At 73.3% G+C, this 15,562-nt stretch carries 15 protein-coding genes, 1 other RNA gene and 1 pseudogene; 12 read left to right on the top strand and 5 right to left on the bottom strand.

Annotated features, from left to right (window positions below):
- Positions 1-758: 758 nt before the first annotated feature.
- Entirely contained in the window at positions 759-881 is a 123-nt protein-coding gene (locus ACGFZ2_RS34160) for a hypothetical protein (protein ID WP_393460981.1), read from the bottom strand.
- Between ACGFZ2_RS34160 and ACGFZ2_RS34155 the strand changes: the two are divergent.
- Positions 856-1,077 (top strand): annotated as a pseudogene (locus ACGFZ2_RS34155) (DUF1800 family protein); the annotation flags it as partial. The gene ACGFZ2_RS34160 and the pseudogene ACGFZ2_RS34155 sit on opposite strands and share 26 nt — an antisense overlap.
- A gap of 203 nt (positions 1,078-1,280) precedes the next feature.
- Positions 1,281-2,003, top strand: a complete 723-nt coding sequence (locus tag ACGFZ2_RS34150; protein WP_393460978.1) for an FAD:protein FMN transferase — start codon at positions 1,281-1,283, stop codon at positions 2,001-2,003.
- A 574-nt stretch (positions 2,004-2,577) separates the two neighbouring features.
- Here ACGFZ2_RS34150 and ACGFZ2_RS34145 read toward each other — a convergent pair.
- Positions 2,578-3,249: a bifunctional DNA primase/polymerase gene (locus ACGFZ2_RS34145; protein ID WP_350707799.1), complete on the bottom strand. Its 672-nt coding sequence runs from the start codon at positions 3,247-3,249 to the stop codon at positions 2,578-2,580.
- A 243-nt stretch (positions 3,250-3,492) separates the two neighbouring features.
- On the opposite strand from ACGFZ2_RS34145, the gene ACGFZ2_RS34140 reads away from it, so the two are divergent.
- From ACGFZ2_RS34140 to ACGFZ2_RS34120, 5 genes are all read left to right on the top strand, one after another.
- Complete coding sequence (locus tag ACGFZ2_RS34140) at positions 3,493-4,722, top strand: helix-turn-helix domain-containing protein (protein ID WP_393263093.1); 1,230 nt, start codon at positions 3,493-3,495, stop codon at positions 4,720-4,722.
- A gap of 16 nt (positions 4,723-4,738) precedes the next feature.
- Positions 4,739-5,311, top strand: coding sequence for a flavoprotein (locus tag ACGFZ2_RS34135; RefSeq protein ID WP_393263092.1), 573 nt, complete (start codon positions 4,739-4,741; stop codon positions 5,309-5,311).
- Between the two features lie 183 nt (positions 5,312-5,494).
- Positions 5,495-6,325, top strand: coding sequence for a Nif3-like dinuclear metal center hexameric protein (locus tag ACGFZ2_RS34130; protein WP_357694704.1), 831 nt, complete (start codon positions 5,495-5,497; stop codon positions 6,323-6,325).
- Positions 6,322-7,059 carry a zinc ribbon domain-containing protein gene (locus ACGFZ2_RS34125; protein WP_393263091.1) on the top strand — a complete coding sequence of 246 codons (738 nt, stop codon included), beginning with the start codon at positions 6,322-6,324 and terminating at the stop codon, positions 7,057-7,059. Before ACGFZ2_RS34130 ends, ACGFZ2_RS34125 begins: the two co-directional genes overlap by 4 nt.
- A gap of 3 nt (positions 7,060-7,062) precedes the next feature.
- Complete coding sequence (locus ACGFZ2_RS34120; protein WP_393263089.1) at positions 7,063-8,283, top strand: bifunctional RNase H/acid phosphatase; 1,221 nt, start codon at positions 7,063-7,065, stop codon at positions 8,281-8,283.
- Between the two features lies 1 nt (position 8,284).
- Here the strand turns inward: ACGFZ2_RS34120 and ACGFZ2_RS34115 are convergent, their stop codons facing one another.
- Positions 8,285-9,145 carry an alpha/beta fold hydrolase gene (locus ACGFZ2_RS34115; protein WP_393460975.1) on the bottom strand — a complete coding sequence of 287 codons (861 nt, stop codon included), beginning with the start codon at positions 9,143-9,145 and terminating at the stop codon, positions 8,285-8,287.
- 164 nt (positions 9,146-9,309) lie between these two features.
- Here ACGFZ2_RS34115 and ACGFZ2_RS34110 point away from each other — a divergent pair, with 164 nt between their 5' ends.
- Together ACGFZ2_RS34110 and mctP are read left to right on the top strand one after the other, a co-directional pair.
- Complete coding sequence (locus ACGFZ2_RS34110) at positions 9,310-9,567, top strand: DUF3311 domain-containing protein (RefSeq protein WP_393263087.1); 258 nt, start codon at positions 9,310-9,312, stop codon at positions 9,565-9,567.
- Positions 9,568-9,625: 58 nt separating this feature from the next.
- A complete protein-coding gene (mctP, locus tag ACGFZ2_RS34105) occupies positions 9,626-11,281 on the top strand; it encodes a monocarboxylate uptake permease MctP (RefSeq protein WP_393460972.1) in 1,656 nt (551 codons plus the stop codon).
- A 112-nt stretch (positions 11,282-11,393) separates the two neighbouring features.
- Here the strand turns inward: mctP and ACGFZ2_RS34100 are convergent, their stop codons facing one another.
- The gene (locus ACGFZ2_RS34100) at positions 11,394-11,864 is read right to left on the bottom strand and encodes a MarR family winged helix-turn-helix transcriptional regulator (protein WP_393263084.1); all 471 of its coding nucleotides are present in this window, start codon (positions 11,862-11,864) and stop codon (positions 11,394-11,396) included.
- 53 nt (positions 11,865-11,917) lie between these two features.
- On the opposite strand from ACGFZ2_RS34100, the gene ACGFZ2_RS34095 reads away from it, so the two are divergent.
- Positions 11,918-13,150: an MFS transporter gene (locus tag ACGFZ2_RS34095; RefSeq protein ID WP_393263082.1), complete on the top strand. Its 1,233-nt coding sequence runs from the start codon at positions 11,918-11,920 to the stop codon at positions 13,148-13,150.
- A gap of 66 nt (positions 13,151-13,216) precedes the next feature.
- On the opposite strand, the gene ACGFZ2_RS34090 is transcribed toward ACGFZ2_RS34095, so the two are convergent.
- Positions 13,217-13,978 carry a sulfite exporter TauE/SafE family protein gene (locus ACGFZ2_RS34090; protein ID WP_393460969.1) on the bottom strand — a complete coding sequence of 254 codons (762 nt, stop codon included), beginning with the start codon at positions 13,976-13,978 and terminating at the stop codon, positions 13,217-13,219.
- Positions 13,979-14,106: 128 nt separating this feature from the next.
- On the opposite strand from ACGFZ2_RS34090, the gene rnpB reads away from it, so the two are divergent.
- Both rnpB and ACGFZ2_RS34080 read left to right on the top strand, forming a co-directional pair.
- An RNA gene (gene rnpB / locus ACGFZ2_RS34085) (RNase P RNA component class A) lies at positions 14,107-14,520 on the top strand.
- Positions 14,521-14,702: 182 nt separating this feature from the next.
- Positions 14,703-15,149: a hypothetical protein gene (locus ACGFZ2_RS34080; RefSeq protein WP_393460966.1), complete on the top strand. Its 447-nt coding sequence runs from the start codon at positions 14,703-14,705 to the stop codon at positions 15,147-15,149.
- Positions 15,150-15,562: the final 413 nt, after the last annotated feature.

Genomic DNA, 15,562 nt, shown 5'->3' with positions numbered 1-15,562 from the left:
TCCACGGCGGCTGCTCACCACGCCTCACGGCCCGACATCGTAGATCACTCTCTACAAAGGACGACAGGCCCGGAGATCATTTTGTTAGGACCTCTAAGTGCCCTCGTGAGCGCTCTCCGCGTTTGCTTGATGGCCCCTGGGGCCTTGGTTACCGTCCCGTAAACCCCCTTAGGCACGAGTCGCCGCACCTGCACCCCCTTGCCCGATCGCAGTCGTCGCGGCGCGTGGAGAACGGATTGGTTCATGGCCGACCAGAATGTGCCACCACGCCGACCGTGGGACGAACGCGGCCGGGACGGACGCCAGCACCCCGCCTACGACGGACACCGCGACAGCCACACCGCGCCGTACGGCTACGACGCCCCCGCCCCGCACCCCGGTGGATACCCGGTCGACCCGCGCGGGCCGTACGCACACGCCGGCCACCCGGCCGCGCGCGGCCCGCGGTGGATCGGCCCGGACGGCTTCGCCCAGCAGGCCGCCGCGCCGTCGACCGGCGCCGGACTGCCCAACCTGGACGATGACGACGAGCCGGGCCGCGGAGTCGGCCGGCGCAGGGCCCTCGCGGCCCTCGGCGGCACCGCCGCCGTGGTCGCGGGCGGCGCGGCCCTGGCGATGACCCCGCAGGTCCGCGGCCTCTTCGGCGACGACGTGTCGGCCGGCGACGCCACCGGCACCACGGTGACCGACGGCACCCCCGCCCGTCCGAGCGGGCAGCAGCCGAGCACGGTGCGCACCTACACCGAGCAGAACGATAGCTACATGGGCTCCCGGGCCGGCGAGGCGCTGAAGAAGAACAGCCCGGCCGGTGGCCGTACCTTCTCGGGGCCGGCGGCTGCCGCCGCGGGGACCAGGGTGACCGTCAGGACCGTGCTCGCCAAGGATCCGGTCCTGCACCTGGCCCGCCGTGCCACCTTCGGCGCCACGCCGCAGGTCGTCGCCGAGATCAAGGAACGCGGCATCGACGGCTGGCTGCGCTGGCAACTCGACCCCGACCGGATCGCCCCGACGAAGGCCGAACTGAAGCTCGCCGAGCTGCCGACGCTGAAGCTGACCCCGGCGCAGCTGCGCGAGCGGCGCGACCGGCTCGACGAGCGCGGTCGTTGCAGGCCGCGATCGACCGGCGAACTGACGTGCCGGCCTCGGCGGCGGTGCCGCGACGTGCCCCGGGCGGGTGCGTGCCGCCAGCGTGTGCCCCGGGCGGGTGCACGTCGCCGGGGTGCGCCCCGGGCGGGGGTCGGGCGGCGGCCCGGCCCGGGCTGCGCCGCGTCGAGCACGTCATGGGCAGCGCGATCAGCCTCGACCTCGCCGACGACCTGCCCGCCGCCGAGCTGGACGAACTGGCCGGGGGCGTGTTCGCCTGGCTGCGCGAGGTGGACGCGCGGTTCAGCACGTACCGGGCCGACAGCGAGGTGTGCCGTGTCGACCGGGGCGAGCTGCCGCTCGCCGAGGCCGGCGCGGACCTGCGGCTCGTGCTCGCGCGCTGCGCCGACCTGTGGGCCGGCACCGACGGCTACTTCGACGCGTACGCCACCGGCCGGCTCGACCCGTCCGGCTACGTGAAGGGCTGGGCGGCGCAGGTCGCCTCGGACCGGCTGCTCGCCGCCGGGGCGGCGAACCACTGCCTCAACGCGGGCGGCGACGTGCGGGCGCGCGGCCGATCCTCCTCCGGGCGGCCCTGGCGGATCGGTGTCCGGCACCCGTGGGACCCGATGGCCACCTGTCTGGTGCTCACCGGCACCGACCTGGCCGTGGCCACCTCCGGCGTCTACGAGCGGGGCCACCACGTGCTGGACCCGCGTCGGGGTGCGCCGGCCCGGGGGTTGCGCTCGGTCACCGTGGTCGGCCCCGACCTGGGCCTGGCCGACGCGTACGCCACCGCGGCCGTGGCGATGGGCGCCGCCGGCATCGGCTGGCTCGACACGCTCCGCGACCACCAGCACGCCGTCATCACCGACGACGCCCGCTACCTGCACTCCACCGCCCTCCCCCAAACCCCCTGACCCGCCCCCGCCCCCTCGCTCCCGCCCCCCTCGCTCCCGCTCCCGCGCTCCCGCCCCCCTCGCTCCCGCGATCTTGCAGTTTCGGCCCTCGTTTCATGCTGAATGGCCGGTATGCCCGGGCACAAAGCGCAAGATCGCCGAGGCGAGGCGAGGCGGGGCGAGGCTGGGCGGGGCGGGGACGCGGGTGGGGCAGGGCAGGGGCGCGGGTAGGGCGAGGGCCCGGGTGGGGTGGGGTGGGTGGAATGGGTTAGCGGAAGGGGCGGTGGGTGGTGGCCGGGCGGGAGCCGACCGGGCGCGGGCGACCTGGGCGGGAGCCGGCGGGGCGGGTGGCCGCCCAGCGGCGGCGCGGCCGGTGGTGGCGGGGCGGCGGCTCGGCCCCGCCCGGCTGACGCGCGGCGTCATCGGTGGACATGTAACCCCCCGCTCCCGGCGCGGACGCGCCGTCGCCGTGCTCAACGAGCACCAGCCCTCCGGCGTCGCGTCCGACCCCGCTGGGCGGGAACCGGTGCTCCGGCGTCGCGTCCGATCTGCTCGGCGGGAACAGGCGCTCCGTGCGGCCGTCGAGGGGAGGCGGTCACATGCCTCGGCGGGGCAGCGGCAGGTGCCCGGGGAGGAGGTCGGAGGTGAGCGTCACGCCGGTGGCCCGCAGGGCGTCGATCAGGGCGTTCTGCACCAGGTAGGAGTCCGGCAACTGCCAGCGGGCCTGCTCGGGCGCGACCGCCCAGCGGACGGTGCCCTCGGGCAGCCGGGTCGGCGGGGCCGGGATCCACGAGCCGGGACCGTGCCGGACCACGTGGAAGCAGTGGTCCAACTCGGGGCGGAGCGGATCGCCGGGGCGGACCAGGAACATCCAGCGGCCGGTCGGGGTCACCAGCACCGGCCCGCGTACGCCGACGCCGGCCGGGTGGGTCTGCACCGCGTCCAGGACGTGGCGGCCGAGGTGCGTGGGGACCTCCAGCACGTCGAACGCCCGCCCGGTGGGCAGCAGCACGCCGTGCGGCCGGGTGCGCCACCAGGTTGCCACCCGGGCCGGGTCGGCGCTCGCCGCGTGCTCCCAGTTCTCCAGCGCCGGGTGGCAGCCGACCGTGGGACAACCGGCCCGCCCGCAGACGAAGCGGCTGCGGGCGAGGCAGGCGCCGGGGGTGACGTCCCAGCCGTGCGCCGCGTAGCGCACGGCCACCCGACGCAGCCGTACGCGTTCCAAGGGCGACAGTTGCACGACGCGCGGCCCGACGTTCCCCCACATGTGCCATCTCCCTTCGCCGTACCCGGTCGGCGTCCAGGTCGCATGTCGAGCACCGTCACTGCCGTAACCCGCGATCGTTGAGCTGACGAACGGCTCATGCAACTTGCACGAAAAATACGAGAACTGGCTGTACGGCTGACGTACACGCTGTGCGACCAGCGGAAACCTGAGGCGTACCGCGCCCGCAACCGCGATGGGTCGACCCGGCCGCAGGCCGAGGCCAGACAGGGGAGGGATGGGCAGATGGACGAGTTACCCATAGGGCGGCGGGTGGCCTACTGGCGGGGGCGGCGCAAGATGTCCCAGCAGGTCTTCGCGGACCGGCTGGGCAAGTCGAAGAGCTGGGTGGACAAGGTCGAGCGCGGGGTGCGCCGGCTGGACAAGTTCTCCGTCCTCTACGAGATCGCCGACATCCTCCAGGTCGACGTGCAACTGCTGCTCGGCAAGGACCCGGAGCGGCGTACGGACGCGTTGAACTGCATCGACCAGATCGAGGTGCAGGAGATCCGGGCGGCCCTGGAGCGGTACGACTCGATGAGCGCGTACTTCGACGCCGCGCCGTACCCGCCCCCGCTGGACGACATGCGCAAGGCCGTCAACCACGCCTGGCTGACCTACCAGTACGGCCGCTACGGGATGCTCACCCGGGCGCTGCCGAAGCTGCTGCGCGACGCCCAGGCCGCCGACGCCGGCTACGGCGGCGACGAGGGCCGGGAGGCGGCCCACCTGCTCGGCCAGGTCTACCAGATCGCCTCGTCGGTGCTGCGGAAGCTGGGCGAGTGCGACCTGGCCTGGCTGGCCGCCGACCGCTCGATGGCGGTCGCCCAGCGGGCCGACGACCCGCTGCTGGCCGGCATCGCCACCACCCGGGTCTGCAACGCGCTGGTGGCGATGGGCCGGCCCCGCCCCGCCCTCGAACTCAACGTCACCATCGCCAACCGGCTCGCCCCCGGCGGCAGCAACGAGGCGTCCCCGGCCCGCCTCTCGGTCTACGGGATGCTGCTGCTCCAGGGCGCGATGGCCGCCGCCCGGATCGGCGACTCCGCCACGGTCGGCGACCTGATCAACGGCGCGCAGGAGGCGGCGACCCTGCTGGGCGGCGACCACAACCACTACTGGACCTCGTTCGGGCCGACCAACCTGGAGCTGCACCGGGCGGCCGCCGCGGTCGAGCTGGGCGACGGGGGCCGCGCGGTGGAGGTCCACCAGCAGCGGATCCAGGAGCCGGCGTTCAACGCGCTGCTGCCCGAGCGCCGGGCCCACCACCTGCTCGACATCGCCCGGGGCTTCGCCCAGGTCGGCGACGTGTCCAACGCCGGCGAGATGCTGTTGCGCGGCGACCGCCTCGCCCCGTCGGAGATCCGCTGCCGGCCGATCGCGCACGAGGTGATGTCGGACATCTTGCGTCGCACACGTGGTGCGCCGCCTTCTCCGATTGCGGAGTTGGCTGAGCACATGGGAGTAGGGGTATGAGCGCGGAGCCGGCCTGATGACCGGCCCGCACCCGAGCAGCGAGCGCCGCGAGGTGCTCTACGTCATCGCCTGCGGTTCGCCGCTGGCCCGCCACGTCGGCCGGCTCGTGGAGCTGGCCCAGCAGGACGGCTGGGACGTCTGTGTGGTCACCACGCCGGACGGCGCGAAGTTCGTCGACCGGGCCGCGCTGGCCCGGCAGACGGGGCACCCGGTCCGCACCCACTACAAGAACCCGGGTGACCTCGACGTGCTGCCGCCGGCGGACGCGATGATCGTCTGCCCGGCGACGGTCAACACGGTCAACAAGTGGGCGGCCGGGATCACCGACACGCTGGCCCTCGGGCTGCTGGTCGAGGCGCAGGGACTGGGGGTGCCGCTGGTGGCGGTGCCGTACACCAACGCGGCGATGGCGGCCCACCCGGCCTTCCGGGCCGGCATCGCCCGGCTCACGGAGTGGGGGGTGACGGTGCTCTTCGGCGACCACGTCGTCCCGCTGCACCCGCCCGGAACCGGCGAGCGCCACGTGCACGCCTTCCCGTGGGCGGCGGGCCTGGCCGCCGTCCGGGACCGCCTCTGCCCCGCCGCCTGAGGTGCAAGGAAGGGCCCCTTGCTAACGCAATGCGTTAGCAAGGGGCCCTTCCTTGCACCGGGCGCGCCGCCGGCAGAGGCGGGGACACGCCGTCGCGTCGGTGGGCGACGCCCCCGGCCACGGCCCGCGCCGGTAAGCTGGCCCGCCGTGAGCACCAACGCGGACCCGCCGACCGTCTCCGACGTGGTCGCCGAGCTGGAGCGGCGCTACCCGCCGGCGTGGGCCGAGGAGTGGGACCGGGTCGGGCTGGTGCTCGGCGAGCCGTGCGCCCCGGTGCGCCGGGTCCTCTGCGTGGTCGACGTGGTGCCCGAGACGGTCGCCGAGGCGCTCGACGCCGGCGTCGACATGATCGTCGCCCACCACCCGCTGCTGCTGCGCGGCGTCTCCTCGGTGGCCCCGACGACCTACAAGGGCCGGATCGTCCACCGGCTGATCAAGGCCGACGTGGCGCTGTACGTCGCGCACACCAACGCCGACGTGGCCGACCCGGGGGTCTCCGACGCGCTCGCCGCCCGGTTCGGGCTGACCGGGCTGCGCCCGCTGCACCGGCCCGCGCCCGGCTCGCCGGCCCACGGCGCCGGCCGGGGGATCGGCCGGATCGGCGAGCTGCCGGAGCCGATGACCCTGGCGGAGCTGACCCGTCACGCCGCCACGGTGCTGCCCGCCACGGCCTGGGGAGTTCGCGCCGCCGGGGATCCCGGGCGTATGGTTCGAACCCTCGCGGTCAGCGGCGGCGCGGGGGACAGTTTCCTCGCCGACGCGACCGCCGCCGGGGTCGACGCGTTCCTCACCGCCGACCTGCGGCACCACCCGGCGGGCGAGCACCTCGCCGCCGACGGCCCGGCCCTGCTCGACGCCGCCCACTGGGCGACCGAACGACCCTGGCTGGACGACCTGGCCGCCATCCTGCGGGAGGCGACGGGCGTCGAGACGCTGGTGTCCGACCTGGACACCGACCCGTGGACCGTACACGCCGCCCCACCCGCGGTGGACGACAAGGAGCCCCGACCGTGAAGGCTGACCCGCAGGTCCAGCGCCGCCTGCTCGACCTCCAGGCGATCGACACCGCCCTCGCCCAGCTCGCCCACCGCCGCCGCACGCTGCCCGAGCGGGCCGAGCTGGAGGGGCTGGCCCGGGAGCTGTCCGCGCTGGAGGACGAGCGGGTGCGCGCCCAGGTGGCGGTCGACGACCTGGACCGGGACATCGCCCGGCTGGAGAAGGACGTCGACCAGGTGCGGGCCCGCAAGTCCAAGAACGAGGACCGGCTGGCCGCCGGCCACGGCCCGGCCCGGGAGCTGGAGGCCCTCCAGCACGAGCTGGTCTCGCTCAACCGCCGCCAGGGCGACCTGGAGGACGCCGAGCTGGAGCTGATGGAGCAGCGGGAGACCGCCCAGGGCGTGCTGGACGGCGTCGAGAAGCGGCTCGCCGAGGCCCGGGAGAAGCGGGACGCCGCCGAGCGGCGCCGCGACGAGAGCCTGGCCGGGATCGCCAAGGAGGAGGAGTTCAAGCGCGGCGCCCGCCAGCCGCTCGCGGCCGACCTCCCGGCCGACCTGGTCCAGCTGTACGACAAGATCCGCGAGGACTCGGGGCTCGGCGCGGCGCTGCTCACCGCCGGCCGGTGCGGCGGCTGCCGGCTGGACCTCTCGGGCGCCGACCTGGCCCGGATCCGCAAGGCGGCGCCGGACGAGGTCGTCCGCTGCGAGGAGTGCCGGCGCATCATGGTCCGCACCAACGAGTCCGGCCTGTAGCCGGTGGCGCCGCGCGTGGTCGTCGTCGAGGCCGACGGCGGGTCCCGGGGCAACCCCGGCCCGGCCGGTTACGGCGCGGTGGTCCGCGACCCGGGCACCGGTGAGGTGCTGGCCGAGCGGAGCGAGTCGATCGGCGTCGCCACCAACAACGTCGCCGAGTACCGGGGGCTGATCGCCGGGCTGGAGGCGGCCGCCGAGCTGGGCGCCAGCGAGGTCGAGGCCAGGCTGGACTCGAAGCTGGTGGTCGAGCAGATGTGTGGCCGCTGGCAGATCAAGCACCCGGGGCTGCGCCCGCTCGCCGCGCAGGCCGCCGGTCTGGTGGACCGCTTCGCGGCGGTCCGGTTCAGCTGGATTCCCCGGGAGCGCAACCGGCACGCCGACGGCCTCGCCAACGCCGCCATGGACGCCGCCGCCGCGGGCCGCGCCGCCCCGGCCGAGGTCGAGCCGCCGCGCGTCGTGGAGCCCCCGCGCGAGGTCGCCGGCCCCGATTCGGCCGCCCGGGCGAGGGCCCGCGAGGTGGCCGCCCGCGCCGCCTCGGCGGCGACCGTCGGCACGGACCCGGCGACCTCGCCCGCCTCCTGGGAGCCGCGGCCGAGCTTCACCGCCACCCGGCTGATCCTGGTGCGGCACGGCGAGACCCCGTACACCGAACAGCGCCGCTACTCCGGCCGCGGCGACGTGCCGCTGTCCGAGCGGGGCCGGGCCCAGGCCCGGGCCACGGCCGCCCGGGTGGCCGCGCTGGCCCCGTCCGTCGCGGCCGTGGTCAGTTCGCCCCTGTCCCGGTGTACGCAGACCGCGGAGGCGATCGCCGGGGCGCTCGGCGGGGTGCCGGTCCGTCGCGACGACGACCTCGTCGAGTGCGACTTCGGGGCCTGGGAGGGGCGTACCTTCGCCGAGGTCCGCGAGGAGTGGCCGGGGGAGATGGACGCCTGGCTCGCCTCCACGCGGGTGGCCCCGCCCGACGGGGAGTCGTTCACCGACGTCGCCGAGCGCTGCCGCCGCGCGGTCGACGGGCTGTGCCGCGCGTACCCCGGGGAGACCGTCGTGGTGGTCTCGCACGTCTCGCCGATCAAGCTGGTGCTGCGCGACGCGCTCGCGGCCGGCGACGGCTTCCTGCACCGGCTCTTCCTGGACGCGGCCGGCATCTCGGTGCTGGACATGTGGCCCGACGGCGGCGTCGCCGTGCGCACGGTCAACGACACCGCCCACCTGTCCGCCGACTGAGTCAGCCGGCGGCGAGGAACCGTTCCACGGCCGCCGCGAACGCCTCGGGCTCGTCGACGAACGGGAAGTGGCTGGAGTGCGGCAGCATCGCCAGGTCGGCCTTCGGCAGGAGCCCGGTCAGCTCGTCGACCGCCTCCGGTGCCGGCGCGGCGTCGAGCGCGCCGGCCACGACCAGGGTCGGCACCGCCACGTCGGCCAGGGCTCCGCGCAGGGCGGCGCGGTCGACGTCGATCCCGGCGTAGAAGCCGGCGGCCGGGGCGGGTGCCCGGTCTTTCTCCTGCTCGGCGGCGTGGGCGCGGGCTCGCTCGGTCCACTCGCCGTACCAGAACGGGGCGGCGGCAAGCCGCAGCGGGCTGATCTCCGTGTCGTCGGCGCCGCGCGTCATCGCCTCGCCCCAGGCCTCCATCGCCGACGTCGCCTCGGCGTACCACGGTTCGTCGGCGCGGCGGGCGTGCGCCTCCGCCATTCCGAGCGGTGCGGTGAGCAGCAGGCGCAGGCTCGGCGTGACCAGCACCAGCCGGCGAAGGCGGTGCGGGAACCGGGTGGCGTACAGCAGCGCGACGCTCGCGCCGGCCGAGTGAGCGAGGAGATCCATCCGGTCCAGCCCCAGGTGGGCGCGGAGCGCCTCGGCGTCGTCGACGATCCGGTCACAGCGGTAGCTGGCCGGGTCAGCCGGTACTGCCGAGTCGCCGCTGCCTCGGCTGTCGAGCAGCAGCAGCTTCCGGCTGGCGGACAGGCCGCCGAGGTCGCCGAGGTGGCGCGACGCCTGGGCCGGGCCACCCGGCAGGCAGACCAGCGGCCGGCCCTCGCCGAGCCGATGGTAGGCGAGGGTCGTGCCGTCGTACGACGAGAAGGTCGGCATCAGGGCATGGTGCCAGATCCACTTGGCAATCGGTGGCCCACCATTTGGCGCAGCGGATCAACCGTTCGGCGCAGCAGCGCCCTCGGGCTGAACGTGACGGCAGTCACACGGCCGTAACCTCCGGCGGTCACCTGACGATCCACGACCACCCGGAGGTGTGTCAGATGGCCGCACCCGAACCGGCCGCCCCGGATCCGGAGGCGCGGGCGACCGCGTCGACCCGGGCGAAGGACAAGAGCCCCTGGAACTGGTTGCTCTTCATTCCGATCCTGGTGCCGTTGATCCCGACGTTCTTCAACGGCGACTCGCCCCGTGTCCTCGGCTTCCCCCGCTTCTACTGGCTCCAGCTCGCCTACATCCTGCTCGGCGTGGCCACCACGACGCTGGTGTACCAGATGACGAAGAAGCGGGGTGGCCGGTGAGCGCGAGGAGTGAGCCGGGCCTGCGAGCCCCGCAGTCGCGAACGAAGGTGGTGCGCTGATGTGGCGGGACCACCTCACCGAGATCATCGTCTTCTCGTTGCTGTTCCTGCTGGTCAGCGGGATGGGGTTCGTGGCCGCGCGGTGGCGCGCCCCGAAGGACATGGCCCACCTCGACGAGTGGGGGCTGGGCGGGCGCAACTTCGGCGGCTGGATCACCTGGTTCCTGGTCGGCGGTGACCTCTACACGGCGTACACCTTCGTGGCGGTGCCGGCGCTGATGTTCGGGGCCGGCGCGGCCGGGTTCTTCGCCGTTCCGTACACCATCGTGATCTATCCGCTGGTGTTCCTGGTGCTGTGCCGGCTCTGGTCCGTCTCGCACCGGCACGGCTTCGTCACCCCGGCGGACTTCGTCCGCAGCCGGTTCGACTCCCCGGTGCTGGCGCTGCTGGTGGCGATCACCGGCATCGTGGCCACGATGCCCTACATCGCGCTGCAACTGGTCGGTATCGAGGCGGTGCTCAAGACGATGGGGGTCACCGGCGAGAGCGCCCTGGCCCGGCACCTGCCGATCATCGTCGCGTTCGCGATCCTGGCCGCGTACACCTACCAGTCCGGGCTGCGTGCCCCCGCGCTGATCGCGTTCGTCAAGGACACGCTGATCTACATCGTGATCCTGGTGGCGGTCATCTGGCTGCCGTACAAGCTCGGCGGCTGGGGCGAGATCTTCGACGCCGCCGACGCGAAGTTCGACGCGTCGCCGAACCCGAACGACGGTGTGCTGCTGGGCGCCAACAACCAGCTCCAGTACGTCACGCTGGCGTTCGGCTCGGCGCTGGCGCTGTTCCTCTACCCGCACAGCATCACCGGCGTGCTGGCCAGCCGGAACCGGGGCGTCATCAAGCGGAACATGTCGGCGCTGCCCGCGTACAGCCTGCTGCTCGGGTTGATCGCGCTGCTCGGCTTCATGGCCATCGCGGCCGGGGTGAAGCCGCTGCCCGGGGCGAAGGAAGGGAGCGTGGACAGCAACACCGTGGTGCCGGTCCTGTTCGACCAGCAGTTCCCCGACTGGTTCGCGGGCGTCGCGTACGCGGCCATCGGGATCGGCGCGCTGGTGCCGGCGGCGATCATGTCGATCGCGGCGGCGAACCTGTTCACCCGCAACATCTACAAGGAGTACCTGAAGCGGGACGCCTCCCCGGCCCAGGAGGCGAACGTATCGAAGATCACCTCGCTGGTGGTGAAGGTCGGGGCGGTGGCCTGCATCGTCTTCCTCGACCCGCAGTTCTCCATCGACCTCCAGCTCATCGGCGGCGTGATCATCCTCCAGACGCTGCCGGCGGTGGCGCTGGGCCTCTACACCCGCTGGTTCCACCGGGGCGCGCTCGTCGCCGGCTGGGTCGCCGGCATGGGGCTGGGCATGTGGATGCTCTACCAGATCCCCAACGCGGCCACCGGGCGCAGGCACTTCGGCGGCTCGGCGTTCCCGCTGGGCGACTTCGGCTTCGACACCCCGAAGACGATCTACGTCGGGATCGTGGCCGTGCTGGTCAACCTGGCGGTGGCGGCGCTGCTGACGGTGGTGCTGCGGGCGGCGAAGGTGCGCGACGGCGGCGACGGCACCACGCCGGACGACTACTTCGCCGACGAGGGCGACCCGCGGGTCGTGCCAGGTGGGCGCCGGGACGCCGACGCCGCCCCGGAACCGGTCGCCTGAGCGGCTCGCGCAGCCCGTTCGCCCCCGGGTCGTGACCGGCCCGGGGGCGACGCGCCTCCGGGTGCCGGCGCGCGGCGGGTGCCCGGGTGCCGACGCGGCGGGCACCGCCCGCTCAGCGGCGGGGGCGGGACTCCAGGGACTGGTTGAGCCGGTGCAGCATCTCGGCCAGGGTCCGCCGGTCCTCGGGGCGCCAGTCGGCGAGGATGGTGCCGTAGAGCCGGGCGCGGGCGGCCCGGACGGCGGCCACGCGTTGCAGGCCGATCGGGGTGGGGGAGACCACGGTGCCGCGCCCGTCGGCGGGGTCGGGCTCGCGCACGATCAGCCCGTCGCGCTGCATCGCCGAGACCTGCCGGGTGACGGTGGAGCCGTCGAGTTCGAGCCGGGCGGCGAGCGCGGAGACGTTCTGCGGGCCGGCGCGGTCCAGGTGGCGCAGGATGACGTACGCCGCGCGGTCGAGCAGCCGGTGCTCGGCGTTGCCGGTGCCCCGCCGGGTGGCCTCGCCGAGCCGCATCAGCAGCGCCACCTCGGTCTCGATCCGGCCGAGGACGTCGTCCTCGCTCTCCGTCGTCCGGTCGTCCGTCATGGCTGTATAGTACAGGAAAACTACCTGTACTATACAGCTATCTGGGAGGCGGAGTGGATCGGCGTTCCGAACCGAACCGCAGTGCCATCTACGCCACCGTGCTGGTGGCCTTCCTCGCCATCTCCGGCATCGCCGTCGTCGACCCGATCCTGCCCGCCATCGGCGAGGCCATCGGCGTCACCCACTGGCAGGTGGAGCTGCTCTTCACCGCGTACATCGCGGTGATGGCCCTCGGCATGATCCCCGCCACGCTGGCCAGCGGCCGGTTCGGCTTCAAGCCCGTCCTCGTCGCCGGGGTCTCGATCGTCGGCGTCGCCGCGATCCTCGCCTCGTTCAGCGGCGACATCGTGCAGCTCTCCGTGCTGCGCGGCTTCTGGGGGCTGGGCAACGCGATGTTCTTCGCCACGGCCATGGTGGTGCTGGTCAGCCTCGCCGTCGACCGGGAGTGGGTGGTCGGGCTCTTCGAGACCGCGCTCGGCCTCGGCTTCGCCGTCGGCCCGCTGCTCGGCGGCCTGCTCGGCGAGGTCAGCTGGCGGCTGCCGTTCTTCGTCTGCGGCGTCTTCATGGTCCTCGCGCTCGCCGTCGCCGCCCGCCGGCTGCGCGAGCCGGCCGACCGGCAGCCGCCCGTACGGGTGGGCCAGATCTTCGCCACCTACCGGCGGCCGGCGTTCGTCGCGCTCTGCGTCGTCACCGCCGCCTACAACTTCGTCTTCTTCGTCGTCCTCGGCTACACACCGCTGTTCCTGCACCTGGACGTCATCCCGCTCGGGCTCGCCTTCACCGGCTGGGGCATCGGCCTGGCCGTCGGCATCCTGCTGCTCGGCCACCGGCTCGCGCACCGGATCGGCGCCGTGCAGACCGTCGGCGTCGCGATCGCCGGCCTGCTGGTCTGCATGGTCCTCTTCGCCACCTCGGGCAGCACCGCGCAGTCGCTGGTGGTGCTCGTCGTCTCCGGCCTGTTCATGGGGCTGGCCAACGCCAACCTCACCGACCTGGCGCTCGGCCTGGGTGGCGGCGACCGGCGGCTCGCCACCGGCGCGTTCAACCTGGTCCGCTGGGGCGCCGCCGCGCCCGCGCCGATCCTCTCCGGCAAGCTCGCCGAGCACTCCCTCGCCCTGCCGTTCTGGGTCGGCTCCGCGGTGCTCGCGGCCGGCGCGCTGGTGTATCTCGGCTGCGCGCACGCGATGGCCGCCGGCCACGGCGAGCGGGTGCTCTGGTCCCGCTGGAACCGGGCTGCCGCCGACGCCGAGCGCGCGCCGGAGGAGCCGGTCGGCGAGGCGTACTGAACCGGCGTCCCTGTCCCGCGCTGGCCCGGGCCGCCCCGGGGGTCTCGTCGCTCCCGCAGCGCCGGGTCAGCGCAGGGCGCGCGAGAGCAGGTAGAGCCCGATCACCGAGCCGAAGACCACGATCAGGGTCCTGAGCACCACCGGCGGCAGCCGGCGGACGATCCGGGCGCCGGCGTACCCGCCGACCAGCGTCGCCGGGGCGACCAGCGCGACCGCCGCCCAGTTCACCGGGCCGAACAGCGCGAACACCACGAGCGTGGTCAACCCGACCGCGGCGGAGAGCAGGTTCTTGATCGCGCTGACCCGGGCCAGCGTCGCGTCCAGCACCAGGGCCAGGCCGGCGACCAGCATCACTCCGAGCGCCGCGCCGAAGTAGCCGCCGTACACCGCGCCGACCGCGACCATGGCCTGCACGCTGACCGTACGGCGGCGCGGCGACAGGTCGCGCGGATGCCCGACCAGCCGGCGCAGCGGGTCCTGGAAGGCGAGCACCGCCGTCGCCCCGAGCACCAGGAAGGGCACGACCAGCTCGAACGCCCTGGCCGGGGTGGCCAGCAGCAGCAGCGCGCCGGCGACCGTGCCGACGATCGTGGTCGGCACGAGCGTGGCCAGCGCCCGCCCGCGCGGCAGGTCCTGCCGGCTGCCCGCCACGCTCGCCACGTACCCGGGAAAGACGGCCACCGAGTTGCTCACGTTCGCCGGCACCGGCGGCAGGCCCACGGCGATCATCGCCGGGAACGTGATGAGCGAGCCCCCGCCGGCCACCGCGTTGACCGTGCCCGCGGCGAGACCGGCGGTGAGCAGCAGCGCGACGTCGGAGAGGTCCATGGTCCCCAGAGGCTATTACGTCCCCTGCCCGGCCGCCGGTCGCTGTGTCCCGGGGTGGTGGACGCCTATTCCCGGAAGGGGTGGCAATAGACGCGGGGCGCGCGTCGTTAGGATGAGTGCGCGACGGACGAGTCGACCGGGCGGTCGCGTCGGCGGGCTTCCGGCCCGCCGCCGAGGAACGTCCGGACTCCACAGGGCAGGGTGGTTGCTAACGGCAACCCGGGGTGACCCGCGGGACAGTGCCACAGAAAACAGACCGCCGACCCCATCGGGGACGGTAAGGGTGAAACGGTGGGGTAAGAGCCCACCAGCACCCCGGGTGACCGGGGTGGCTCGGTAAACCCCACCCGGAGCAAGGCCAAGAAAGGGTTGTCATCGCAGGATGACGACCCGCGCAGACGCTTGAGGGCTGCCCGCCCGATGTCTGCGGGTAGGCCGCTGGAGCCTGCCGGCGACGGTAGGCCGAGATGGATGGCCGCCGCCGGCGCGTGCCTTCGGGCGCGTGCCGGTCACAGAATCCGGCGTACAGGTCGACTCGTCCGTCGCCCCCAGGTCAGCCGCCAACACATGGTGGCTGACCTGCTGTTTCTTCGGGTGCTGCTGGTCAGCTCTGGTCGGCGTTTGACGGCCCCGACGGCCCAGTGGCGGCCAGCTCGACGCGTGGGCTACCTGTAGACGCGTTGACCACGCCAGCGTCGTTGCTGACCCGTTCTAAAGTCCGGCCATGAACCGTCGACGGCCAAGCCGAAACCTCCTGCGGGTGTTCTCGGCGTTCAGTCTGGTCTTTGCGATTGTCCTCACGGCCCTGGCCACATGGTCGATCACAGACGAGCGTCGGGGATCAGAGGCAGTCGCCGAGGTGATGGACGTCGAGCATCGCGGAGCGAGAACCTTCCTGACAGTTCAGTTCACTACAAATCGCGACGAGGTGTGCGAATCCGTTCTGCGCGTTACGGTCGATGCAAACCGGGCTGTTACTATCGGTGAGTACATTCGCGTCCACCACGCCGAGGGCGACCCATGCCTCAGGGTGCGTGAGGCTGGCGATCAATCTGGATGGTTGATCATCCTCGTCGCGGTGGTACTTCTGATCACGTTTACCATCCTGACCTACGTCGCGTGGCGTCGGCCCCGACCGTCGCTCCCACTTCGATACGCGGGCATGCCCTAACGAGACGGACGAGGTCGGTTTGAGCCGGACCCAACGTCAGACGTTGAGGCGGAACTTAGATCGGCTATCCGGTCACCAGCAGCGATGCTTCTCGACGCCTGCTCAGGCGGCGTCTCGGGCTGCCATGGTTGGTCGATACTTCACGACATTTCACGGTGTCTTGTGCCCCTGTGTGCCCCACACCCCCGCAGCCTGCAAAAGATGACGTGCCGGCGGCCCGGCCCCTTAGCCGCTGACTCGCTGAATCACGGCCACGAAGGCATAGAAAACTCCCACCCAGGCAGCCACTTGTCCGGCGCGGAAGAATCCCGTCCCGGCTTAGAGCGTGTCTCAGGTGGTGAGTTTGAGGTAGCGCTTGTGGCAGGTGAGGGCTGCGGCGAGGGTCACGAATGCGCAGTACAGGCTTGCCGAGC

The sequence above is a fragment of the Micromonospora sp. NPDC048063 genome, from assembly GCF_043202855.1.
In the GTDB taxonomy this organism is placed as follows: Bacteria; Actinomycetota; Actinomycetes; order Mycobacteriales; family Micromonosporaceae; genus Micromonospora.
The sequence above is the reverse complement of the archived record's forward strand: the minus strand, read 5'-3'. Positions and strand labels throughout refer to the sequence as shown.